Raw genomic sequence first — 25,065 nt, 5'->3', positions numbered from 1 at the left:
AATTAGATTTAGAAAAATAGTTAAAATAGCTCACTAACCTAATTTAATACCCCAAAGGCCGAAAAGTAGCATTTATGTCACTCGATGGGCCTATTTATATCGCTACTGATTTATTTATTCGGGCAGGCCGATAACCTGCGCCATAGAATACAAACCTGGTGATTTATCGCGCAGCCACACTGCCGCATGCACCGCCCCTTTGGCGAAAGTCAGACGGCTGGACGCTTTATGCGTGATCTCAAGGCGCTCACCAATGTCTGCAAACAGCGCAGTATGCTCGCCTACAATGTCGCCGGCTCGTACTGTCGCAAAGCCAATGGTTTTTTGATCCCGCGCGGGCTCTTTTCCTTCACGGCCATAAACCGCGCAGTCTGCCAGGTCGCGCCCCAGCTCATCCGCTATGGCTTCACCGATTGCCATGGCGGTACCAGACGGGGCATCCTGTTTATAGCGGTGGTGCGCTTCGGTAATTTCGATATCCGCCGTGTTTCCAAGCGCTCTGGCAGCCTGACGCACCAGCGACAACATCAGATTCACGCCTACGCTGTAATTTGCCGCGAACACAATTGGAATATGTTCAGCAGCCTGCTTTAACAAATGTAGTTGCTCATCTGACAGACCCGTTGTACCTATTACTACGGGTACTTTATTTTCCACACACCAGTTCACATTCGCGTTAAAGGCAGCAGGCAAGGTAAAGTCAATCATCACATCCACATCGTCAGCAGCGATCTGACTTACCCCGGTACAGCTAACCGGCAGCGACCCAACGCCGGCCAGTTCACCTACATTCATCCCTACCCACGGTGAGTCATCTCTGACAGTGGCAACGCTTAACTCTGCCTGCTCACTTTGCTGAAGCGCTTCAATTAACACCCGCCCCATGCGACCGTTCGCACCGAATATTCCTGCTTTCATTTATTGTCTTTCGTCTTTTTTCCTGATGTCTGCATTGTGCCCTATGAGAATTGTGAAAAAAACCACCGACAGTCAAATATCGTAAAGGTTGCGTAAGTTACCGCCACGGTTATTGCGGGCGCGTTAACTTTCGCGCACAGTGAAAATCAGAGTAAAGGCAGCACACAAGAGAAATTGATTACACCGAGATTTCACCTGTTCGCCGAGGCCAGCAGTGACCTGACGTAACTACCTAAACCGGCGCCGGTAGTGTGTGACCTGTTATCACCGCCCAGATAACCTGAGCGGCAATCGCGCCCAGGGGCCAGCAATGACAACGTGCGATATCAGCTAAGAAAAGCTGGCATACTATTTACTATTTTTGAGCGATGTAAGGAAAGCGAAAATGGAAAAGCGGATGATCTGGGATATCCCTACTCGATTATTCCACTGGCTTCTGGTGGCCTCACTAAGCATTCAGTACGCCACGGCAGAATGGCTGGACGATGCCATGCAATGGCATTTTTATGTGGGCTATTTCACTATTGGCCTTGTCATTTTTCGTCTTATCTGGGGATTCATCGGCCCCGAGCATGCGCGCTTTCGCCATTTTCTGAAAGGACCCACAGCCATTATTTCTTACATGCGCTCGCTACCAGATAAACACGCGGTTCCGCATGCCGGTCATAATCCACTTGGAGGGGTGTTTGTGATCGTTATGCTTTTACTTATTGCCATTCAGGCTGTCAGTGGCTTGTTTCTGACTGATGAAGTATTTTTGGACGGTCCCTACCGTCACCTTGTCAGCGACAGTACACAGGATGTGATGAGCACACTGCATCATCAGGTAATAGATGCATTGCTGATTGTTATTGCACTGCACATTGCCGCTATTGCTTTTTACGCTGTTTATAAAAAGCAGTCACTCACCTCAGCGATGATCCATGGAAAAAAAGCCACCTCCAGTCAGGGTATAACATCTTCACGATTACTGCTGGCAGTGGTTGTGGCCGCGATTGTCGCCGCGCTTGTTTATCTAGGCATAGACATACTTCCTCCTGAACCTGTCGATGAAGGTTTCTATTATTAGCAGGCATAGCGTTGCTGTTCTGGGCATTCATCTGTTGTGCTACCGGCCCGAGCGCCGGTGCGCCGCGGGTTAATATCCTTACCACCATGTCTAAGTCGACCCTCGTTGGCAATTATAATGAAATACCGCTTACACTCTTATCGTAAACCCGAGCACGTTACTTGTCGTTTCTAGCGCTAGCAGTGCGCAATAGCTACACATCCATTTTTTCTGCTTGTAACTTTTTCAGGCAATGCACAGAAACAGTGCGCCGCCCTCAACCTTACAGACTATATAAATCAATGAGTTAGGTGTTGATTTTGGGGCATTCTGGCTTGCACACTTCTTGCAGTATCAGCGTAAGTACAGTGGAAAGTCACCCAAGGTGAATACAACACTGGCCTGTGAAGTATTCTGTTTTACATTTCGATATCCATCTGGAGCTAATTTTTCTGGTATCAGGAATGTGAAGTCAGGCCACGTTTGCATTGAGGAGAGTACTATGTCAGCAAGTCGCGATATCGGTGTGATCACTATCGTTAAGAACCGCATTCCGCAATTTTATGCACTGCTTAAAAGCCTTGAAGCATCAGAGCACAAACCCAAAGAGCTGGTCGTGGTCTGGATGACCTCACCGTCCTCTCATTCATTGGTACAGTCTGATTATTTTCCGGTAAAGCATTGTTTTGCAACCAGCGATACACTTCCTATTGCCCGAGCGCGTAACCGGGGGGCTGCGGCCACTGACGCCGAAACGCTTCTGTTTATGGATGTAGATTGCGTGATCCACCCTACCCTGCTTACTCAGATCAGCAATACGCTATCTCGCGGCAGCACGCTAGGCTCGGTGATGACAGAGTTAAAAATGGTGCCGGAAAATGCCGATTATGCGCAGTTGAGTCGACTTCCGGAATCCAGAGGACCACGTCAGACAGCGTTACAACATCAACATGAGGGACTCCAGTCTTCACTGTTTGCCATTCAGCGGGATGACTTTGAAAAAGTTGATGGCTTCGATGTAAATTACGCCGGCTTTGGCATCGGTGATATTGATTTTGCAACCCGCTGTAATCGCGTTGGCATCACACACAAAACCCTGCCATTGGTGACGTACAAGCAATACCGCAACTGTCGTGTGTGTCCGCTGAATCATCTGCTTGATATCGTACGCAACGCCAACTTGTATAAACAGAAGTGGGGGTATTACCCCAAAACGCAGTGGTTGACGACGTTTATGGCCAGAGGTTTTGTCAGCAAGGCGTCGGCGCATGCCCCCCTTGCGGTGACCCGCTTACCCACGGCAAAAGAAATTCGTTCGGCCATTGCCGGCATTCCGGTGGAGCGGCAGGCAGAAAACGAGGCTCGCCTGTCTGCATAAGACACAAAAAACAAGTCGCCTGGGAGTTCACAGACTTACAGGCGATTTGTTTTTGCTATGCCCCGGCTCACGTAGACTTCGATGTATGACCTCAAAGTGCGGGCCAGTGGGGGCTTACAAAAGCGTTTGTCACATGACTCTCGCTTGCAACATTGGTCACCCCGGGTTCACCAGCCCCTGCGTTTTCATAATATCCTGAATCTCGGATACGCTGGCAGGATCATCTATGGTAGAGGGCACCATCACATCCTGATCTGCCGCAATCTGGCGCAACAGCTTACGCAAAATCTTTCCTGAGCGGGTTTTAGGCAGACGTGGTACAACGACAGCACGTTGAAAGCAGGCAATTGGACCTATCTCCTTTCTCACCATGGAAACCAGTTCAGACTGCAATACCTCCTCGTCGATGTCTGTGCCGTCCTTTAGCAACACTAACCCGACAGGCACCTGTCCTTTCAGGCTATCATGCACCCCTATTACACTGCATTCTGCTACCGCATTGTGTGCTGCTAAAATCTCTTCCATTTCACCGGTTGAAAGGCGGTGGCCAGCCACATTTATCACATCGTCAGTACGTCCCATGATAAATACATAGCCGTCGTCGTCTTTGTATCCCCCGTCACCGGAGCAATAGTAGCCTGGAAAGTCACGTAAATAGCTGGCTTTAAAACGATCAACATCTCCCCATATAGTAGGCAGACAGCCGGGTGGTAGCGGTTGCTTTAATGCAATAGCCCCCTGTTCTCCCGGGGGGAGTTCGTTACTTTGTGCATCCAGTATCTGCACGTTAAATCCGGGTGTAGGTAACGTGGAGGAGCCCGGCTTTGGTTTCATGGTTTCAATACCCGTTGGATTCGCGCAAATTGCCCATCCCGTCTCTGTTTGCCACCAGTGATCGACAACGGGTCGCCCTGTTTTTTCCACCGTCCACAGGTAGGTCGGCGGATCTAAGCGTTCACCGGCCATAAAAATGGTTTCCAGCGAACCGATGTCATAGTTCGCCAGTTGTAATGCGTCAGGATCCTCTTTTCTGATAGCGCGAAATGCGGTTGGGGCGGCAAACAGCGCCTTGATATTATATTCTTCAATCATACGCCAGAACGCACCGCTATCCGGCGTCCGCACTGGCTTACCTTCATATACCACTGTTGTGCAGCCGTGTAGTAACGGTCCGTACACAATATAGGAATGCCCTACAACCCACCCCACATCAGAGGCGGCCCAAAACACGTCACCGGGGCGCATATTATAGACGGCATCCATCGAATATTTCAGCGCCACGGCATGCCCACCGTTGTCACGAACCACGCCCTTGGGTTTCCCGGTCGTGCCAGAGGTATAAAGAATATAAAGTGGGTCAGTCGCTTTAACCGGTACACAGTCGGCAGGCTCCGCCGCCATCGCGTCGTTCCAGTCCAGATCACGTGAGGGCTCAAGTGCTGCCCTGGCCTGCTCCCGTTGATACACAATACAGCAATCTGGTTTATGAGATGAAAGGGAGATAGCCTCATCGACAAGCGGCTTATAGTCAATCACCTTTGTCACTTCAATTCCGCAAGATGCTGTGATCATGACTTTAGGCTCGGCATCTTCGATTCGAACTGCGAGCTCATGCGGCGCAAAACCCCCGAATACCACGGAGTGGATAGCGCCAAGACGCGCTACGGCTAACATTGCAATCACGGCTTCAGGGATCATTGGCATATAAATCACCACTCTGTCGCCTTTCTCTACGCCCTTATCTCGCAGCGCTCCTGCAAAGATCGCAACGGCATCGCGCAGCTGCAAATAGGTATATTGCTGCTTGCGTTGCGCTACCGGCGAGTCATAGATTATTGCCACCTGATCAGCACGACCATTTTCTACATGATAGTCCAGGGCCATATACGCTGTATTCATCTCGCCGTCGCTGAACCAGCGGTCAATACCATGATCGTCTTTCGCTAAGATCGTTTGCGGCGGGGTAAACCAGGCAAGACGAGATGCTTTATCAGCCCAGAACTTCTCTGATTCCTGAATCGATTGGCGGTATTCTTCTGCATAAGTCATGGTTCGGCTCACTTTTCTTGTAGGGTACAGAGTGTCGTCAGCTCTGACATTTTTGAGTCTTTACACATTAAAACAAAAATGTCGACAATACAGATAAGACTTAAGGCGTAGATCAGCTATACCATTGAATAGACTACTTTTTATTAGAAGAGGGATTCAACAGGTCAGAACTGACACTACAGTGACAGCATCAGCCAGCGGCCAAGAGCAATTATTTTGCACTGGAATTATCATTAGACTTTTGATTTTTAAGCAGTTCGAGCCATTTTTCCACGGGCATTGGCCGGGCCAGAAAAAAGCCCTGAAAAATATCACAACCGCGCTTTTTCAGGTAGCTCATCTGAATTTCATTTTCGATGCCCTCGGCCACGGTTCTTATTTTCATGGCGCTGGCCATTTCGACAATAGTGTCGACAATAGGCACATCTTCGCCACTGAAATTAATTTCATCAACGAAGTAACGATCGATTTTTAACTCAGATATAGGTAACTCTTTGAGGTAGCTCAGACTGGAATATCCGGTTCCAAAATCATCAATTGAAAATGCAAAGCCCAGATTTGACAGTTTTTCGATGCGCTTGCGCACCAAATCAATACTTTTAACCAGCGTAGTTTCCGTAATCTCCATAACCAGTTCGTGCGGTGATACGCCCCACTGGCGCGTGGTTTCCAGTAACCGGTCACTGAAGTCAGCGCGGGCAATATGACGCCCACTAATATTCACTGCGATACGGGTAGGCAAACCTTGTTGACGGCATTCATGCAATAGTTTGCAAGCTTCGTTGACTACCCAGTAGCCAATTTCTACCACAGCGTCACTCTCTTCCGCGATGGGAATGAATTCCGCGGGACTGATAGCTCCGATTGCACAGTGATTCCACCGCAGCAACGCTTCCGAACTAACGACGCCTCCCTTCCCATCGTATTGTGGCTGCAATACCAGATAAAATTCGTTGTCGGTGAGTGCCCGGTTAAATGACTGACTGATGTAGTTGTGACGCTCATAATCTTCAAATGCCGAGCGTTCCAGAGACACGCGACCACCATGCCCCTGTGCCTTGGCGCGCTTCTTACCGAACTCAAGAATGCCTATGACTTTTTCGTAGCTTGCCGTACTACCATGGATATGTGCGGAAGAAATTGACGACGTAACAACGTGGGAGTGACCATGAAGTGTCATTTCACTTAACACATCGTTATATAGCATCCACTCCATCGTATTGAGCATTTCGGTGATTGTTTTATCCGTCTCCAACACAGGCTCGGCATGCAGAATGATAAACTGATCAGCCACTCCCCGATACACGTTGAAGCGTGACGAGAGATTTCGCCTTAGCCGACCTGCAATCACCTGCAAAATATAGTCACCGGTCGCTTTTCCGAACGAAAGGTTATACTGAGAAAAATTATCCAAATTGAGCAGGCAGCAATAGATATCGTGATTGTTACTGTCAGCACGCTCAATCAATGCACGCAAATCCTTCTCGAAGGACTTCATATTCGGCAGGCTGGTAATATCATCATAATAAGCCACTTTGAGGATATGATCGGTGGCCTCTTTGCGCTCGGTAATGTCGCGAACAATTCCCACAACGCGCCGTTGCCCATCCAGCGTGACTTCAGATAATGACAACTCAATAGGAAACTTACGCCCTGAACGATGCATTGCTACCAGTTCACGACCAAAGCCGATGATATTAGCTTTACCGGTTTCCAGATAACTCTGCACGTATGATGCATGATGTTTAGCTTCATTTTCCGGCATCAATACCGTGACGTCCTGCCCCACCAGATCATCCGCACTGATCCCGAAAATGTTGTCGACGGCCTCGTTGGCCGTTATCACCGTGCCGCTTTCATCAATGGTGAGTACCGCGTCATTGAGATTATCCAGAATAGCGGCAAGGTAGGTGGTGTAATTGTGCTCGGTGTCCGACAACCGGCGCTGCTCAGTGATATCCTGAATAGAGCCGTAAACCCGGTTTACTTTGCCAGCTGACATGTTCGCCCGTCCGGTCACTTTCACCCAGCGTGCGCTGTGCGAAGCATCGTAAAACGGAAGCTCAAGACTAAACGGCGAGCCTTTTTCTACAGTCTCATTTAATGCGTTTCGTACATCGTTGCGAACCTCCTTCGGAAAGTTTGCCAACGCCCGATGTACGGTGATATCCGTGGTATTTTCCACACCAAATAACCGGTAGGTTTCCGCCGTCCAGGTAATACGCCCACATTCAACGTTATATTCCCAGCCCCCGGTTTTGGAAATCAGGCCGATTTCATCAAGTAGCTGGACTTTTTCCGTCAGCCGGTCTGCATATGGATGGCGGGCCAGACGAGACTGAATATCAAGTGACAAACGTTGACGGGCGATGTCTATATACGCGGACTCTATTGCTGATAAGGTTTTGCGCGAGAAAACAAATAGCAACGTGCCGGTGACATAGTCTTGCGCATCGGTGATTCGCGTTAATACGATCCAGTCTGACCGGCAGTCAGAAAGCGAGGCCGGCCAGATAAAATCATCGCCGGATAGTGGAGCTGTGATTGTGGTAAGCGATAATAACGTCTGGCAGTGGCCAGGCAACCCAACAAGCGCATCATCTGCCAGCGGCGTATCACAGGAATATGCCATGACGGGTGCACGTTGTGTCTGATGATGCGTTGCCAGCAGTAAAACCAAAGACGCACCAGTATTTTTCCGGGCATCATCCAGAATGCCAGACATCACATCATCCCGTCCGTCGGGAAGATACGACTGCAAACTGTATGACAGATTCACGTATCGCTCTCCTTACGAAACCTACCTTGTGAATGAAAAATGACCGCGGTCAGTGTCCTGAAAGTGTGATTCATCGCGCTACGATGCAACACAATAAGCGTAGTAAACGATGACGGTTTAAGCCATTGCTACTCGCTGCTCCTGCCCTGAATTCCAGTCTGTTTTGAGGCGAGCATTACCAATTGCCGCGAGGGTAGCAATCACGAACCGGTTTTTCCAGCGCAATTCGGTTAGTTCACCTGATAATCAGGTAGATTCATAGCGCAAGCCCGCAAAAAGCATCAGGCTAAAGAAAATGTTTGTTAACAATGATTTGCATCGAGGTTGCTGGTTTGTTTACACAGCTACGGCACCGTGTTGTGCCACTACGGTGTCAGAGTTAACGGCGGCGTAGTATAGAACTAACACAGTAACCTATGTATAAATGCTGAGTGTCAGACAGCAACAAAAAACGCCGCAAATGCGGCGTTTTATCCTGCGACTTTATCACTAATCTTTTTTATAATCATCGTGGCAGGACTTGCACGACGCACCAACATTACCGATAGCATCGCGATACGCACTTTCATCCCCGGCTTCCACTACGCTTTGCAAATTCGCCGATGCAGTCTTCAACGCAGCGACCTTCTTTTCCACGTCAGAGAAGTTTTCCCAGATAGCATCTCGGGCATCTGTCTTTACGTCAAACTTGCGGGTATCTACTGAGAGGTAGTCCACCATCATATCGGCCAGCTGTTCAAGACGCACAGCGTTCGTCATTATGACCTCTTCATCATACGGAATAGCTCCTTTTGCCATGCCGCCTAATGGTCCCATATTGCTTCTTACCAGCTGATACAGAGACTGACGATATTCCACTGCAGCTTCTGCATGTTTCTGGGATACCGCTTCTTCCGCCAGTGCAGAACCTGCCACTGTGCTAAGTAGTGCTGCGCCTGCCAGCGTTTTTATATATTTGAAAGTCATTGGGAAAGATTCTCCGGTCTTGTCACATTTCCGTTTGTTTACAAAGTCTGAAAAGATACGTTTGTATATCGACTCCAGATCCCTGCGGGTACGAGCCAGAAAGCCACATCAGCGTAGGTTACTGATTTTCATGCTCATAAATAGATTAAGCCCTCCTTAAGGAGGGCTCAATGCTTAGTTGGTGAGGTCGTCGAAGAATTTCTTCACTCCGTCGAAGAACCCCTGCGCTTTGGGGCTATGCTTGGCGGTTTCTTTGCCCATAGACTCCTCAAGCTCTTTTAAGAGTTCTTTCTGACGTGAAGACAGGTTTACCGGTGTTTCTACCACAACCTTACACATCAGGTCGCCCATGGCGCCGGTACGAACTGATTTCACACCCTTACCACGCAGACGGAACATTTTGCCGGTTTGCGTTTCCGGGCCAATCTTCAGTTTCACCTTGCCATCCAGCGTGGGTACTTCCAGCTCGCCACCTAATGCGGCAGTGGTGAAGCTCAGCGGCACTTCGCAGTAAAGGTTGTTACCGTCACGGGCGAAAATTTTGTGTTCGCGCACGTGAACCTGAACATATAAATCTCCTGGCGGTGCTCCGGCTTCGCCAGCTTCCCCTTCGCCTGACAGACGAATGCGGTCACCAGTGTCTACACCTGCAGGAATTTTCACATTCAGCGTTTTGGTTTTCTCTACGCGGCCCTGACCACGACACTTGGTGCACGGGTCGCTGATGATCTGGCCTTTGCCCGAACAGGTTGGACAGGTTTGCTGCACCGCAAAGAAGCCCTGACGCATCTGTACCTGACCGTTACCATGACAGGTTGGGCAGGTTGTGGGTTTAGAGCCCGCTTTGGCACCTGAACCATCACACTTGTCACATTCCACCAGCGTGGGCACGCGGATATCCACGTCCTTACCGCGCACGGCTTCTTCTAATGACAACTCCAGGTTATAACGCAAATCTGCGCCCTGGCGCGCTCTTGACTGGCGACCACCACGGCCCCCACCAAAGATATCGCCAAACACATCGCCAAAGATATCGCCAAAATCGGCACCACCACCGAAGCCTGCGCCGCCACGATTTGGATCCACGCCGGCATGACCATACTGATCATACGCCGCACGTTTCTGCGAATCAGTCAGGATCTCGTAGGCTTCCTGGATTTCCTTAAATTTATCTTCCAGCGCTTTATCGCCTTGGGTGCGATCAGGGTGGTATTTCATCGCCAGCTTTTTATACGCTTTTTTAATTTCGCGTTCGCCAGCGCTTTTATCTACCCCTAGCACTTCGTAGTAGTCACGTTTCGACATATCGCTTACTTTTCCTACTAATCTGTTCGCTAGAGCGTTGCTGCCCTGCGAATAATACTGCTAACCGTTATGCATCTTTTTACACAACAAAAGGCGCAACAAGTTATCCCTGTTGCGCCTGAACTGCTTATGGTGCCCGGTATTCAGCCTTCGGCTGGCCGGGCAAGTGCAACAGCTTACTTCTTATCGTCGTCTTTCACTTCTTCAAATTCAGCGTCAACAACGTCGTCGTCAGCTTTGCCTGCATCTTTCGCCTGCGCGTCGCCTTCACCACCTGCAGCTTGCTGGGCCTGTGCGGCTTCCATCAGCTTGCTGGATGCCTGGATAAGCTCTTGTGTCTTGGCTTCGATTTCTTCTTTATCTTCGCCTTTCACAGCCGTTTCCAGTGCAGACAGTGCTTCTTCGATTGGCGCTTTGTCTTCGGCAGACAGCGCATCGCCAACTTCATCAAGCTGTTTGCGTGTAGCGTGGATCATGCCGTCTGCTTGGTTGCGAGCCTGAATCAGATCTTCAAATTTCTTATCTGCTTCTTTGTTCGCTTCCGCGTCAGCTACCATTTTTTCCACTTCTTCATCGCTTAAGCCTGAAGACGCTTTAATGGTGATCTTCTGCTCTTTACCCGTATCTTTGTCTTTCGCAGATACGTGCAGGATACCGTCAGCATCAATATCAAAGGCCACTTCGATTTGCGGAACACCACGTGCCGCCGGACGAATACCTTCTAAGTTAAACTGACCCAGTGACTTGTTGCCCTGCGCCTGTTTACGCTCACCCTGCAGTACATGAACCGTTACCGCCGACTGATTGTCTTCTGCGGTTGAGAAGGTTTGCGACTTCTTCGAAGGAATTGTCGTGTTCTTCTCGATTAGCACGGTCATCACGCCGCCCATGGTTTCGATACCCAGAGACAGAGGCGTAACGTCCAGCAGCAGTACATCTTTCACGTCGCCAGACAATACACCACCCTGGATAGCCGCACCTACAGCAACCGCTTCGTCAGGGTTCACGTCTTTGCGTGGCTCTTTACCGAAGAACTCAGTAACGTACTTCTGAACCAGAGGCATACGCGTCTGACCACCTACCAGAATGATATCGTGAATATCGTTTACTGACAGGTCAGCATCAGCAAGCGCCTGCTTCACTGGGTTCAGTGAGTTTTTCACCATATCTTCAACCAGAGATTCCAGCTTCGCACGGGTTACTTTGATTGCCAGGTGCTTAGGACCTGAAGAATCAGCAGTAATGTACGGCAGGTTCACCTCAGTTTGCTGTGAAGAAGACAGTTCAATTTTCGCTTTCTCACCGGCTTCTTTCAGACGTTGCATGGCCAGCGGATCTTTACGCAGGTCAATGCCCTGATCTTTCTTAAACTCGTCTACCAGATACGTGATCATGCGGTTATCGAAGTCTTCACCACCTAAGTGCGTATCACCGTTGGTTGCCAGTACTTCGAACGTGTGCTCGCCATCAACTTCATCGATTTCGATGATAGAGATATCGAACGTACCACCACCTAAGTCATAAACCGCAACCACGTTATCGCCTTTCTTCTTGTCCATGCCGTAGGCAAGGGCAGCAGCTGTTGGCTCGTTGATAATACGTTTTACTTCCAGACCTGCGATACGACCGGCGTCTTTTGTTGCCTGACGCTGAGAGTCGTTGAAGTACGCAGGTACAGTAATAACTGCGCCTGTGACTTCTTCACCCAGATAATCTTCAGCGGTCTTTTTCATTTTCTTCAGTACTTCAGCAGAAACCTGTGGAGGCGCCATTTTCTCGCCTTTGGCTTCTACCCACGCGTCACCATTGTCGGCCTTAACAATTTTATAAGGCATGATGTCGATGTCGCGCTGTACTTCTTTGTCTTCAAAACGACGACCAATCAGTCGCTTGATGGCAAACAAAGTGTTAGTTGGGTTAGTGACAGCCTGACGCTTAGCAGATTGCCCTACCAGTGTTTCGCCGTCGTTAGTGTAAGCGATAATTGATGGCGTGGTGCGGTCACCTTCCGCGTTCTCAATTACTCGCGGTTTGTCGCCGTCTAGAACTGCGACACATGAATTTGTTGTACCTAAATCGATACCAATGATTCTACCCATTACGTGTCTCCGAAAAGTCTTTTTGAATTCTTGCTATTTTTGTGGGGTTATTTCCCACGTATTTCAATACCTGTCAGAAAAAAACTTCTGACTTTCTTAAGCTTGGGTATCTACCCCATCGCTCGGTGCGCGTGACACCATCACCATAGCAGGTCGCAGCAAACGGCCATTTAACGTGTAACCTTTTTGCATTACTGCCATGACAGTATTCGGTTCGTGCTCGGCACTTTCCTGCATAGACATCGCCTGATGCAGATCCGGATTAAAGCTTTCGCCCTGTGGATCAACCACCGCCAGTCCGAACTTCTCAATTGAACTGATAAACGTTTTGCGCGTCATCTCCACGCCTTCCAGCAGTGGTTTCACTGCCTCGTTCTCAGCATCGCCCACTTCAATTGCGCGCTCTAAGTTGTCGACTACCGGCAGTAGTTCGCCTGCAAAGCGCTCAAGCGCAAACTTGCGGGCCTTTTCTACTTCACCTTCTGCTCGGCGACGGGCATTTTCCATTTCAGCACGGGCACGCAATACCGCGTCCTGTTGCTCTTTAATGGTTGCCTGTGCTTCAGACAGTGCGGTTTCTAACTCATAAATGCGCTGGGCATTTTCATCTACCGGCGCATCTTCGTTCGCCGGTGCAGCGTCCTGCTCCTGAGTCGCTTCTGCAGCCTGTGGTTCAGGTTGCTGCGCGTTCTGCTCTTCTTGTTGCTCCTGCACGTCGCGCGGTTCGCTCATGCCTACCTCCAGAAAGTTGCGATAATTGGGGCAAAAAATACGTTGGGCTATTAATGGGGTTGGTTTGACAGCCTTCAAGTGTATCCACAATTTTTTTATGGTCGGCGCACAAAATATCCTCTCAGGTGTCCGGATATGGTAGGTTAAGACGTTGTTTCACCTACATAATAAACTCCATGCTAAGTATCTGGACTGTTGGCTGCATTGTGGCAATTTATCTCGGACTGCTGTTTTTACTGGCGTTCTGGGGCGATAAGCGTCTGCGCGATAATCAGCAGCACCCGGTTTTGTACAGTCTGGGGCTGGGTGTTCATTGTACTTCTTGGGCCTTTTTTGGCACCACCACACAAGCCTCACAATATGGCTGGGCCGTTGTGCCGACCTATGCCGGTATCATGTTAACCATGGCATTTGCCTTTCCGGTAGTGCTGCGCATCGCCAGGCTGTGTCAGCGGCATAACGTCAGTTCCCTGGCCGATTTAATTGGTCTTCGCTATCAGCATTCACACGTGCTGGCAGGGTTAATAACGCTGTTAAGCTTTATTGGGGTTATTCCTTATATTGCTCTGCAACTGGATGCCATTACTGAAAGCATCAACCTGATCACTCCCAATACGCAGGACAGCAGCGGCACGGTAGGGTTCTATGTAGCTGCGTTGATGGCCTTATTCGCCATTTTATTTGGCACGCGAACGCTGAACCTGACAGACAAACATCCGGGATTATTGTTAACCATTGCGGCCGAGTCGCTGATTAAACTCATTGCGCTTTGGGTAGTGGGCATATTTGTTTGCTACAGCCTGTTTGACGGTATTTTTGACGTGGTATCACAAGCCAGTCTTCACCCTGAAGCCCGAGAGGTATTGTACGCTGATGCCGGAATTTGGGTGTATATCAGTCACGTGATGCTGGGCGTGTGCTCGATGTTTGTTTTACCCCGCCAGTTTCACATGAATTTTATCGAATTAAATGGCGAAGGCGAACTTCGCACGGCTCGCTGGTTATTTCCGCTTTATCTGCTGGGCATGACGGTATTTATTCTGCCCATTGCGCTGGCCGGCAACATTCTTCTGGACACCGCTGTAAAGTCAGACTCTTACGTGCTGGCCCTGCCACTTCAGGCCGAAAATATTGCCGTGTCGGTTACCGCCTTTATTGGTGGGTTGTCGGCAACCACATCCATGGTAATTGTGGCGACGCTGGCACTTGGCATTATGATAGCGAACAACCTGATCACGCCGTTGTGGCTAAAAGTGGTACTAAAGCAGGATCCGCAAAACTCAATGAAGGCGAAAAACATTCTGACCATTCGCCGTCTTACTGTGCTGGTCGTGCTGTCGGTGGCGTTCTGGTATCACCTGAATGTGAGCCAGTCTGCCCCTCTGGTTAAAAGTGGGATCATTGCTATTGCCCTGCTCGCACAGGCCTTCCCCATCCTGATGTTCGGCGTGTACTGGAAGCGGGCCACAAAGCAGGCTGCCCAATGTGCGTTACTCGCCGGCTTTATCTGCTGGCTGATGTGGTTGCTTTATCCCAGTATTATGTCCAGCTACTACTTCAACCCGGCCCCCACCGACGGTGAATTAGGGCTGGGCTTTGCATACTCGCTGTTAGTGAACTGCGCGGTTTTCATTGCTGTTGCTCTGGTAACCCCCGCATCGGGACAAAACCCGGAAGAAATAGAAACCACCATCGCTGGTAAGCCGGATCTGGCGGTGCGCATCAGCGATTTAATGGCATTGACGGCCAAAGTGCTGGAGCCAGAAGTGAATCGCGCGCTGATCAATCAGTTGTCGGTAGATATTGACAAGCAACGCGGCGGCTACGCCAGTAGTTCGCTGCTGTTGCGGGTAGAAAAACTGATTGCTGTACAGGTGGGAAACCCCAGCGCCCGTATTTTATTAAGTGCGATTGCCGATACCACGCAAGACTCGCTGCCTGAGTTAGTCGAGTGGGTTGAGGAGGCCTCGCAGTCCTTTCAGTTCAATCACGAAGTATTGCAATCGTCGGTGCAAAATATCGAACAGGGAATAAGCGTTCTGGATGACAAGTTGTGTATGCTGGCGTGGAATGAACGCTATGTAGAGCTGTTTAACTATCCACGGGGTTATTTGAAAACCGGACTTCCCATAGAAGAGTTGCTGAAATACAACGCCGAGCGCGGCCTGTTGGGTAAAGTGGAAGATTTTGAACAGGAGATCAGCAAACGCATCGAGTACATGCGTAATGGTAGCCGGTATAAATATGTGCGCAAACAACCAGACGGCCGGGTGGTTGAACTAAACGGCAGTCCCCTCCCCGGTGGCGGCTATGTAACCACCTACAGCGATATTACTGAGTACATTGCTATTCAGGATGAGCTTGAACAGGCAAAAGCCGAACTGGAGGACCGCGTACGGCGGCGTACAGAAGAGTTGCACGATGCCAAGCTGGAGGCTGATCGCGCCAATGAAAGTAAAACCAAGTTTCTGGCCGCTGCAGGCCATGATTTGATGCAGCCTTTCAATGCCGCCACGTTATTTGCTTCTATGCTGGCACAGAAAAGTGCAGGCACAGATCAGGCGACGCTGACGGAAGGGTTGGTGAATTCGCTGAACAGCGCCGAAAGCCTGCTGTCGATGTTACTGGATATGACCAAGTTGGAATCTGGCATTCTGACCTCACAAATTTCGCAGTTTTGCCTGGACGATATTTTAAGTTCACTGGTGCGGGAATTCTCTGTTATTGCCGACAAAGAAGGATTATCTCTGCGCTACCAAAAGACCAACCTGATTGTGAAGTCCGACAAAAAGCTGCTGCGCCGTATTGCTCAGAATCTGTTGTCGAATGCGATCCGCTATACCCCTTCTGGCGGCGTACTGATTGGTGCCCGGCGAGTGGGTAGCGAGCAGGTGGCGCTTTGTGTTTATGACACCGGCCCGGGGATCCCGGAGAATCAGCAGCACGAAATTTTTAACGAGTTCCATCAGCTCGATAGTGATAACAATAATCAGGGCCTGGGGCTGGGGCTGACCATTGTTGAAAGGATCAGCCATTTACTGAAGCATCAGGTACACCTGAAATCTGCCATGGGCAGAGGCACCGTTTTTTATGTTACCCTGCCCCGCTGTGAGCGTGCGCTTCAGCGTGAAACCCTGCGGTCTGTAACGGTGAAAGAGCCGACCGCAGCCGTGTTAGCGGGAAAACAGGTATTGCTGCTGGAAAACGATCAGCAAATTACCCACGCGATGACAACGCTACTTGAAGACTGGGGCGCTACAGTGGTGGCGGCCGGCACCTATGCGCAGGCGCTGGCACGATGTCCGTCGCCCCCTGATTTAATGCTGGTTGATTATCATCTGGATCATGGTGAAACCGGTATTGATGTTGCTAACTCGCTGCGGGAGAAATGGCAAGTGCTGGTACCAGGTATACTGAATACCGCGAACCGCAGTGACGGCATTCGTGACGAAGCCCTTGAGGCGCGGCTGCTGTACTTGCCGAAACCGGTTAAACCCGCTGCTTTGAAGCGGCTGTTAAAACGTGAAGCGCGGTTTCTGGCAATGAAAGACGGTTAACGCCGCTATAACCTGTAATCAATAAGGACACATTATGTTTTTCCGAGCCATCTCACTGGCCCTGCTTGCTCTTTTCAGTTCGGTTTTGCTTGCACAAAATATGGATGACATATCCTCTCCTGCACTGGATGACGCGTTGCGCAGTGTAAAGCCAACAGCAACTTCGGTAAAAAGCGACACGGCACTTTTTAAAGAACTGATACAACCTTATGGCCCGCTGGATTTAGTGATTCAGGATGATGGCCTCACCGCGGATGAAGCATCTTCCCGCAAAAACTTCTTTTTCGGGGCTGTCGGTTCTGCCGCCAAACTGGATAAGCAAACGTTGTCGACGTTAATTAACACCTGGTTTGATAAACCGCACCAAACCTCTCTGGTACAAAATGCGCTAACCATTGCCCAGCTATTACCCGTGTTAGGACGCGAAGTGAATGCGCTGGGCTCAGATTACGTGTTGTCTGCGTGGGGAGAGAATGCTTATCGCTTTAACCAGTGGGTGGTTAACCTTAACTCTGTTGAAATCTATCGTTGTGAAGGACAGTATTTCCCCTGTACTGAGTTCACATTGACCACTGTAGAGAAACTGCCAGACGCGGATCAGGAAACGTTACTGGAGGCGCGTCGCCTGATTACCAAGTTACGGAATGCCAATATTATCGCAGTGGTGCAGCAGGCTTCTGCGACACGCTATATCCTTGATGGAATTGCGGATAACGAAACGGGTTTGTATGTTCCTGCGGAGTCAGAAACTGACATGCCTGAGCAATTCAGCGGTGGCAAGCAGGTGCAGAGTGCGGTGAACTTGAATAATGGCATCTGGATGTATCGGACGAATTAATTTCTGTTAATCCGGATCCTTCGACTGACGTAAAAATAGCTCCACAGACCCACGCACTCGCGTGCCAGGAGCTATTATGCGCCACTATTTTCTTATTCTGCTGTTTCTCTTTTTTACTTCTTTTACTTTCCCAAGTACCGCTTCAATGATGTCTTTCAGCTTTACCGGGATCATCAATGACGTTAGCAATAACAACCAGTCTTACTGGAACGAGCAAACCCTTGACGGTATGACCGTTGAAGGTACGTTTACTCTGGATACCTCGGCCCCCATTGGAGGGCGGCTGGAAACAGGATGGTACTGGTGGTGGGTAAACGACAATGCCCCTCCGGTTCTCACCTCTTACATTTCGTTTGGCGGTACTACATATTCACTGAACAATGAAGGCACATATAACGCCGAATACGACCAATACAATCCCGATGAGTATATTTCAATGACAAACGGACCGGATTTCGACGGGGGCCCGGTTGGCGACGGCGTACATTTTACTGACAGAGCCAGTTTTACAGAAGACACGCCGGTTGGCGTGCGTAACGCTTCATGGGAACTTGACGCCTGGTTTATAGATTATGTTCGGGACTTCCTACAGTTTCCCGAACAGAACACTATTCCTATAGAAATTCCGCCTGACTTTGAGCAGGTGTTCACATGGGAAGACGATGATTTGAGCGACAACACCGAACGTCTGGGAGGCGGAAGCCTGAACTACTATGAGTCGATTTATAATCAGGAAAATGGCTTCACCACCCTTTTTGACTCTACCGTAAACTTTGAGCTAACCCGGTTTGAAGCCACGAGAGTTCCCGCCCCTGCAACGTTTTTACTGCTGATGATTGCAACCAGTATTATTTTTGTTAATCGCAGCAAAACAAAAGCATAATCTGCACGAAATACACCACTTCGTGCAACACGGCGGTTTGGTGTATTTCTCCTTTCGGTTAAAAACACCATTTTGGGTTTCGTGTTTTATTTCGGGAGCTTATAGCGTAATCTCGGACATACATGGAAATTAAATACCCCAAAGTGGGCCGTGAATTTGCACCGTTTTGGGATCTAGTAAGTTGTTATGTTCTCTAGGTAGGCTTTGCGAATTGAGTAAAAGTAAAATATTTAAGATTTGGTTTATTGTTTTAATTGTCTGTATCCTGGGCTTTCAGCTTACTGTGCCTAGCGTGAAATTTTATGCCAATCCGTTCTATCTAGGCAGTTTTGTTTCTGCTATTGCTTTACTAATTAATACGCTCAACTACTTCTGCCCTCATTGCAAAAGGAATCAGGTGGTACTTTCTTTAAAGCAATTTAAGCTACCCAATAATACGTGCCGTAACTGCGGTTTTACGTTTGGTAAAAGCGGAAATAGTTAGCTTAAGTGCCCAGAACATAACAATCACATTAAGCCGCTCGCAGGCTCGCTGGGACAGTAACACGTGGGCTCTGTCGCTTCGCTCGGATTGTAGCCCACGTGTTACTGCCCCTTATGTGGGTGTTAGGTGCCAATAGGAAATTTGAACTCATGGATATGAAATTAGCTGTAGGTTTACTTGCGTTTTCAGGCGTAATTATCGGTGCCATACTTCAATACTTTTTTACTCGTCATATTGAAAATCAGCGTCATTCCAGAGAACTAAAATCGAAAGCTTACATGGACTATTTAAAGTGTGTTTGTGAACAGGCGCAACTTAGACCCAAAATAGGAAGTCAGGAGCAAAAGGATATTTTCGCTCGCACAGGAGATGCAAAAGCCAGAATTTGCCTTTATGGTTCAAATGAAGCAATTGAGGCTTTCTCAGCTTTTGAAGTTCTAGGAGCCGCTATGGCTACCAGCGAGCAAAGGAAAGCATTTACAAAAATGGTCTCAATCATGCGTACCGACTCTGGAAGTACATTGGTCAGAAACATCAACGACATTCAGAATGTACTTCTAGGGGCACGGGAGTAGGCACCTAACAAACCAAGTCAGCGGGACAATTACATGCAGGCTCCCGTCACTTCGTTCCGTATTTTAGCCTGCATGTACTTGCCCCTGCTTGGGGCGTTAGGTGCCAAGAAGCATGGATGATTTGTTATTCAGAAAGGAAATTGCGAAGAAGTTCTTCAAGGTTTTTGTTAGAGCTTTTGGCTGTTTATCCGCGACATCCTTGATTTTACTAATCATTCAATTAGTTACCGCAAAATGTAATTTAGCTTTAAGTGGTAACTATCTCCTGTTCTTTAGCATTTCAATCGCCGCCACTAGCATTGCGTTTTCGTTGATGTTTACAGGTTTGAAATATAATTGCGCATTACTAAAATTAACCGTTATTAGAAAAAGCCAGAACAAATACGGCTTTTACGTTATAAACGCAATACACTTCCTATTAACCTTATATATGGGGTACCTCTACACAATGGTTGTATCAAATGCGTGCACCTAACAATACGCTATTGGCACTCCCTTCGGTCGTTGGGACGCATACACGCAGGGCCGCTTCGCTATTATGCCCTACGTGCCTGCGCCCCAAAGCTCAGCGTTAGGCGACAAAGGGAATTTTGATGAAGTTTGTCTTAAGTGGAGAAATTGATGAGTCGGTAAGCAAACAATTTCAAAAAGCATCGTCTGTTGTCCAACTAAAGCTCGAAGACTTCCTTAGTGAAAGAGATTACGGAAGTGAGGTAAATGAACTAAACATCATTCCAATCATTGTCGACATACCAGAAGAAATGGAAAAACAAGGTTGGTATAAGGAAAGAAAACTATTTAGGCGGGCTACTCACTCATCAGATTTCCGCCTTAGAATAAGTTACAAAGACTTTTTAAATGGAAACGATGAACAAAGAATCAGCTTATTAATTGACAACATAATTACTGCTATAGATATTCTTAGCACTAGAGCCAAAAAGGACTTTGATCATGCAAGTCTCAAAAGAGACATTCTCAGTAGGTTTGACAAATGCTTCTGAACCTTGTGGTTTTATCAGCAAGTCACCTAACAATACGCTATTGGCACTCCCTTCGGTCGCTGGGACGCAAACACGCAGGGCCGCTTCGCTATTTTGCCCTACGTGTCTGCGCCCCAAAGCTTAGCGTTATGCGCCAACCCTTTTTCAATTATTTTAATTGCTTCTGCGCCTAGCTTTTCTCAACGTCTTTCGGCAACTCTCAGCAAAAAAGCAGCGGTGTCTTCCGGGTCAAACAAGGTTCGCGCACCATAACTTCGGTCAGCTACGCTGTTCTCTTATTCCAAGTTCTTTAACCATGCTGGCAATCTGCTTTTGGTTTGCGTATAACAATCAAATTAAGACGTGCGCCAAGGCGCACTGGGACAATAATACGCAGGCTCAACTCACTTCGTTCGCAGTCTAGCCTACGCATTATTGCCCCTTATTTGGGTGTTATGCGTGAAGGAAGCGCCGAGTGAGTAGCGAAGATTGGTATAGGAACGAAGAGTGGAGCGAAGAAATTGAAAACAAGTTCTTCGAGAAGCTTAAGCGTGCTCGCCGAAAAGAACAGTATTTGCGAATCCAGGCTTGTACCATTGCCGGTACAGAGCCTGATGTTGCACTTTCATTACTAGAGCAATACTTCGAGCTAAACGATGAGTTTGATCATGCTCAGGCTTACTGTGATATGGCAACTGCATATATCGCTAAAGGTGAAATTGCGAATGCAATCAACTCTTATGGTAAGGCCTTAGAGCGAGAGTCGGCATTTCCAAATCTAAAAACGGATGCATATATTCTCTATCCACTGCTTATTGTAGAGAATAAGCTTACTAAATTATATCCGTCTGCCAACGAAGTCCTAGATGAACATCAGAAGCGATTAATGTTTCCAGTTGATCATTTTCGGTGGCATGCTGCAAAGGCAATTATTGCCGCAGAAATAGGTAGCAATGCGTTGGCGGCTGAGCATGCGCGCATGGCCTTCGACGCTGCAAAAATTAAAAAGTCGGGTTTTCGCTTCCATCAAAGTCTTGGTTTGGTTGGCAAGAAATATAAAGGTGTGGTAAGTGAGCTGCGAGCAATTCACGCATAACAAACCGCTGTAGACGCACGCGGGGCGTGCTGGGACAAAAACACGTGGGCTGTCCTCGCTTCGCTCGATATTATAGCCCACGTATTTTTGCCCCTAAGCGGGGTGTTATGTGCAATAAGAATGATTGAGAACATGATAGGTATTGCCGTACTTTTGCTGACTATTGTGTCGATGATTGTGCTGTTTGGAAGCGTGCTTGGTATAGTAATATCTCTTCTTAGGGAATTTAAAATTTACCCACACAACCTACGTAATGCTTGCATCAGTGGTTTTCTGGTTGCTGCTTGCTTTCTATACGCAGATTACTCTGGGCTTTTGGTGGACAGGGATACATATACCAATCAGCAACAGAGCGGTGGTGGGTAGCTTACACATAACAAACAACTATTGGCGCTCACTGCGTTCGCTGGGACACAAACACGTAGGCTCCCGTCGCTTCGCTCCTGATTTTAGCCTACGTATTTGCGCCCCAAAGTTGGGCGTTAGGTGACTTGATGGCTTTACCTGAAACAAACATGGAAGTACAAAAGACTTATCGAAAAAAGCTTAAAGTGGGGGATTTATTTAGGCTCAAGTATCCTGATAATAGATATGTCTTTGGTCAGATCGTCTCTTTGACTGGGAAAGCAGGTGGTTTTGAAAACTGCATAAAAGTTTACGTATTCGATGCAGTGTTTAGCGAATCTGACAAGGTAATCGATTTGACTTCTAATGAATTAATGTTGGCCCCTTTGTTTATTAATCGCTTGGGTTTTTCTCGTGGATATATGCCAGTTGTTGATAATAAGCCTGTTGTTCAAATATCGACAAAATATTGTTACTTTGATGTTCTATTTAAAAAATATCTCAATGCTGACGGAGATGAAATTCCCAATGCCAAGGGGTTAGTGGGTATATGGGGTTTAAGCAACTATCTCGTACTTGATGAATTGGTAAGTGAAAAGCTCGACATTCCCATCATCGAGGCCAGTTAAACGTCACCTAACAAACAACTATTGGCGCTCACTGCGTTCGCTGGAACACAAAGTTGGGTGTTAGAATGCTAAAAGGAATTTATGAAGTCTCGAAGTAAACTTTTGTTGAAATTTTTTGGTCTGCTTCCAATCGTAACGATACTCGTAATTGTCAGCGTCATGGGAGAAAACCACAGAGCTAAAGAGTTAGTTGAAGGTTATTTAGAAAGTGTAAAAGCAGGCTCGGTAGCGGAAAAATGCATAACCCTAAGCTTCAGCAATTCAACAAAAGCTAAACGAAAACTGTCTTGTGAAGATCAAAACTTTTTATTCCTGCTCGCTCTTATGAAAGCTCTGGAGTTAAAGGATTTCAGTAGTATTGAATACGTGGCTGACTTGAAAAAGTACTGGACACCTTTTAGCTCAAAAGACTATGTTTCTGTTGAAGTTAGCTTTGAGAGTCAAGGCGAAATCTCACTAAGTAATATTGAATTTAGTGTTAAACGAGAGGGACTATCCTGGAGAATAGAAAACATTGAAGTCAGCGATAGAAAATTACTCAGCGTGTACGAAGAGTTCGAGACATTAGACCTGCATAAATATGTAGAAGTCTCTGCAAACTCTTTAGAATTGAAGAGCGCCCAACTCCAGAATGATAGCTTATCTTACGTTGAAAAAATGTTAATTAAGTACAATTTACAGAGGTTGAATCAGTATCTTCAGGATAATTGATGCCCGCATTCTAACAAACAACTATTGTCGCTCACTGCGTTCGCTGGGACACAAACACGTAGGCTCCTTTCGCTTCGCTCCATATTTTAGCCTACGTATTTGCGCCCCAAAGCTGGGTGTTAGGTGTCGTCCATATTTCTAAGGAACAATTGAAATGGAAAGCTCAGATATAAAGGACTACCTGAAAGCGAAAAAAGGTATGGCTATGGCTAAGGTCGCTTCCATATTTTTACTGCTCTTTGTTTTTGCATTCCCATTCTACGACAAGTTAGGTATTACAAGTTTCCTACCACTAATGGCGCCGATGTTTGCCATGTTGTTAGTAGGATACATTTGGTTTGGGGTGACGGGCGTATCTGAACAGTCGTTGTTAAACATAATAGAGCGCCAGATCTCAAAAGACCCAGAAGCGATTCAAAGGTTGTCTAAACATGACACCTAACAAACGCATAAACACTCGCTTCGCTCGCGGGGGACAAATACACTTAGGCTCCCCTCGCTCTGCTCGGTATTTTAGCCTACGTATATTTGCCCGTTATGCGAGCCGTTATATCAAAAGGAGGTTTTTTGGATACCGCGATTTATACATTAATAGGTGCTTTAGGCAGTGTAGTAATAACGCAAATTGCCAACTATTTCTTAGAATCAAAGCGCTCTAATAACCAAATAAAATTGAAGTCTCTAGATATTTTGGGAAATCAGCAGCTAGAGTTAAAAAAAGAGCGGAGAGTTCACTACGCCAAGTTTTTAGAGGCCGCAGATAAAGCAATGCTTGCAAGTCCTCATGATCCAAGTCTGTGTGTTGGGGAAATGTATTCAGCTCTTATAATATCAAGTGAGGAAACCAGCGTTGAAATATCGAGGGTATTTTCACATCTGAAAAAGGATTCAATAGAGCATCAAAGCTATTTAAATGCGAAAGCCCCTCTTTTAAAAGCAATGCGTGCAGATTTGCAAAATTGATATAACAAACGCATTAAATCGCTCGCAAGCTCGCTGGGACGCTAACACATGGGCTGCGTCACTTCGTTCCTATTTTAGCCCATGTGTTATCGCCCTTTATGCGGGTGTTAGATGGCACGGAAATTAAAGTGACTACTGTAGTTGTTACGGATATCTTTGGTAAAACTCCCGCTCTTGAAGAATTGGCAAATGCCATCTGTAAGAACCACATCATTGTTGACCCGTATGACGGTCAAAATAAGATGTTTCACACTGAAAGTGATGCATATGAGTATTTCTCCTCTAATATTGGCTTAGAAAATTACAGCAAGCATTTGATTAACTCGCTAACCAAATTGGATTATTCTGTAAACCTCGTGGGTTTTAGCATTGGTGCTGCTGCCATTTGGAACCTCTCAGGAAGTTTCGGGCCTTCGCATATAAACAAAGCTATATGCTTTTACGGGTCTCAAATAAGAAACAACCGAAAAGTTGTTCCATTATTTCCGGTTACTCTTGTTTTCCCAAAAACAGAGAAACACTTTTCAGTATCACAATTAATCTCAGAATTGCACGCCACACAAAGAACCAAAATTAGACAGGTGCCTTACTTTCATGGTTTTATGAATAAGTGTTCTACGAACTTCGACTTGCAAGGCTACGAAAGTGAGCTTCGAATTTTTGCGGCTAATGCCATCTAACAAAAAAATTAAGTACGCCCACTGCGCGGGCTGGGACGCATACATGCGGG

The 25,065-nt window shown here is 47.5% G+C and carries 20 protein-coding genes; 13 read left to right on the top strand and 7 right to left on the bottom strand.

Going from position 1 to position 25,065, the window contains the following annotated elements; translation table 11 throughout:
- Positions 1–114 precede the first annotated feature (114 nt).
- A complete protein-coding gene (gene dapB / locus ACLBLI_RS07535) occupies positions 115–918 on the bottom strand; it encodes a 4-hydroxy-tetrahydrodipicolinate reductase (protein WP_414830487.1) in 804 nt (267 codons plus the stop codon).
- Between the two features lie 385 nt (positions 919–1,303).
- Here dapB and ACLBLI_RS07530 point away from each other — a divergent pair, with 385 nt between their 5' ends.
- Positions 1,304–1,987: a cytochrome b/b6 domain-containing protein gene (locus ACLBLI_RS07530; RefSeq protein ID WP_414830486.1), complete on the top strand. Its 684-nt coding sequence runs from the start codon at positions 1,304–1,306 to the stop codon at positions 1,985–1,987.
- 481 nt (positions 1,988–2,468) lie between these two features.
- On the top strand, positions 2,469–3,344 hold the full coding sequence (locus ACLBLI_RS07525; protein WP_414830485.1) for a glycosyltransferase family 2 protein: 876 nt from the start codon (positions 2,469–2,471) through the stop codon (positions 3,342–3,344).
- A 156-nt stretch (positions 3,345–3,500) separates the two neighbouring features.
- On the opposite strand, the gene ACLBLI_RS07520 is transcribed toward ACLBLI_RS07525, so the two are convergent.
- The 6 genes from ACLBLI_RS07520 to grpE all read right to left on the bottom strand — a co-directional run bounded on the left by ACLBLI_RS07520 (position 3,501) and on the right by grpE (position 13,274).
- On the bottom strand, positions 3,501–5,393 hold the full coding sequence (locus tag ACLBLI_RS07520) for a propionyl-CoA synthetase (RefSeq protein ID WP_414830484.1): 1,893 nt from the start codon (positions 5,391–5,393) through the stop codon (positions 3,501–3,503).
- Positions 5,394–5,604: 211 nt separating this feature from the next.
- Positions 5,605–8,172, bottom strand: a complete 2,568-nt coding sequence (locus tag ACLBLI_RS07515; RefSeq protein WP_414830483.1) for an EAL domain-containing protein — start codon at positions 8,170–8,172, stop codon at positions 5,605–5,607.
- A 489-nt stretch (positions 8,173–8,661) separates the two neighbouring features.
- Positions 8,662–9,138, bottom strand: a complete 477-nt coding sequence (locus tag ACLBLI_RS07510) for a c-type cytochrome (protein WP_414830482.1) — start codon at positions 9,136–9,138, stop codon at positions 8,662–8,664.
- 174 nt (positions 9,139–9,312) lie between these two features.
- Positions 9,313–10,443, bottom strand: coding sequence for a molecular chaperone DnaJ (gene dnaJ / locus ACLBLI_RS07505; RefSeq protein WP_414830481.1), 1,131 nt, complete (start codon positions 10,441–10,443; stop codon positions 9,313–9,315).
- Between the two features lie 176 nt (positions 10,444–10,619).
- Complete coding sequence (gene dnaK, locus ACLBLI_RS07500; RefSeq protein WP_414830480.1) at positions 10,620–12,542, bottom strand: molecular chaperone DnaK; 1,923 nt, start codon at positions 12,540–12,542, stop codon at positions 10,620–10,622.
- A 96-nt stretch (positions 12,543–12,638) separates the two neighbouring features.
- Positions 12,639–13,274 (bottom strand): nucleotide exchange factor GrpE, encoded by a 636-nt coding sequence (gene grpE, locus ACLBLI_RS07495; RefSeq protein ID WP_414830479.1) that lies wholly within the window; start codon positions 13,272–13,274, stop codon positions 12,639–12,641.
- A gap of 176 nt (positions 13,275–13,450) precedes the next feature.
- On the opposite strand from grpE, the gene ACLBLI_RS07490 reads away from it, so the two are divergent.
- The 11 genes from ACLBLI_RS07490 to ACLBLI_RS07440 all read left to right on the top strand — a co-directional run bounded on the left by ACLBLI_RS07490 (position 13,451) and on the right by ACLBLI_RS07440 (position 25,015).
- On the top strand, positions 13,451–16,831 hold the full coding sequence (locus tag ACLBLI_RS07490) for a sodium:solute symporter family transporter (RefSeq protein WP_414830478.1): 3,381 nt from the start codon (positions 13,451–13,453) through the stop codon (positions 16,829–16,831).
- A gap of 34 nt (positions 16,832–16,865) precedes the next feature.
- Complete coding sequence (locus tag ACLBLI_RS07485; protein WP_414830477.1) at positions 16,866–17,669, top strand: hypothetical protein; 804 nt, start codon at positions 16,866–16,868, stop codon at positions 17,667–17,669.
- A 76-nt stretch (positions 17,670–17,745) separates the two neighbouring features.
- Positions 17,746–18,552, top strand: coding sequence for a hypothetical protein (locus tag ACLBLI_RS07480; RefSeq protein WP_414830476.1), 807 nt, complete (start codon positions 17,746–17,748; stop codon positions 18,550–18,552).
- Between the two features lie 633 nt (positions 18,553–19,185).
- Complete coding sequence (locus ACLBLI_RS07475; protein ID WP_414830475.1) at positions 19,186–19,611, top strand: hypothetical protein; 426 nt, start codon at positions 19,186–19,188, stop codon at positions 19,609–19,611.
- A 593-nt stretch (positions 19,612–20,204) separates the two neighbouring features.
- Positions 20,205–20,612, top strand: a complete 408-nt coding sequence (locus ACLBLI_RS07470; RefSeq protein ID WP_414830474.1) for an Imm44 family immunity protein — start codon at positions 20,205–20,207, stop codon at positions 20,610–20,612.
- A 454-nt stretch (positions 20,613–21,066) separates the two neighbouring features.
- Positions 21,067–21,687: a hypothetical protein gene (locus ACLBLI_RS07465; RefSeq protein WP_414830473.1), complete on the top strand. Its 621-nt coding sequence runs from the start codon at positions 21,067–21,069 to the stop codon at positions 21,685–21,687.
- 494 nt (positions 21,688–22,181) lie between these two features.
- Entirely contained in the window at positions 22,182–22,661 is a 480-nt protein-coding gene (locus ACLBLI_RS07460; RefSeq protein ID WP_414830472.1) for an Imm26 family immunity protein, read from the top strand.
- Between the two features lie 81 nt (positions 22,662–22,742).
- The gene (locus tag ACLBLI_RS07455; protein WP_414830471.1) at positions 22,743–23,372 is read left to right on the top strand and encodes a hypothetical protein; all 630 of its coding nucleotides are present in this window, start codon (positions 22,743–22,745) and stop codon (positions 23,370–23,372) included.
- Between the two features lie 154 nt (positions 23,373–23,526).
- On the top strand, positions 23,527–23,814 hold the full coding sequence (locus tag ACLBLI_RS07450) for a hypothetical protein (RefSeq protein ID WP_414830470.1): 288 nt from the start codon (positions 23,527–23,529) through the stop codon (positions 23,812–23,814).
- 125 nt (positions 23,815–23,939) lie between these two features.
- On the top strand, positions 23,940–24,335 hold the full coding sequence (locus ACLBLI_RS07445; RefSeq protein ID WP_414830469.1) for a hypothetical protein: 396 nt from the start codon (positions 23,940–23,942) through the stop codon (positions 24,333–24,335).
- Between the two features lie 128 nt (positions 24,336–24,463).
- Positions 24,464–25,015 (top strand): hypothetical protein, encoded by a 552-nt coding sequence (locus ACLBLI_RS07440; RefSeq protein ID WP_218313321.1) that lies wholly within the window; start codon positions 24,464–24,466, stop codon positions 25,013–25,015.
- Positions 25,016–25,065: the final 50 nt, after the last annotated feature.

Source organism: Alteromonas sp. H39 (assembly GCF_047556435.1).
Classification (GTDB): Bacteria; Pseudomonadota; Gammaproteobacteria; order Enterobacterales; family Alteromonadaceae; genus Alteromonas.
The sequence above is the reverse complement of the archived record's forward strand: the minus strand, read 5'-3'. Positions and strand labels throughout refer to the sequence as shown.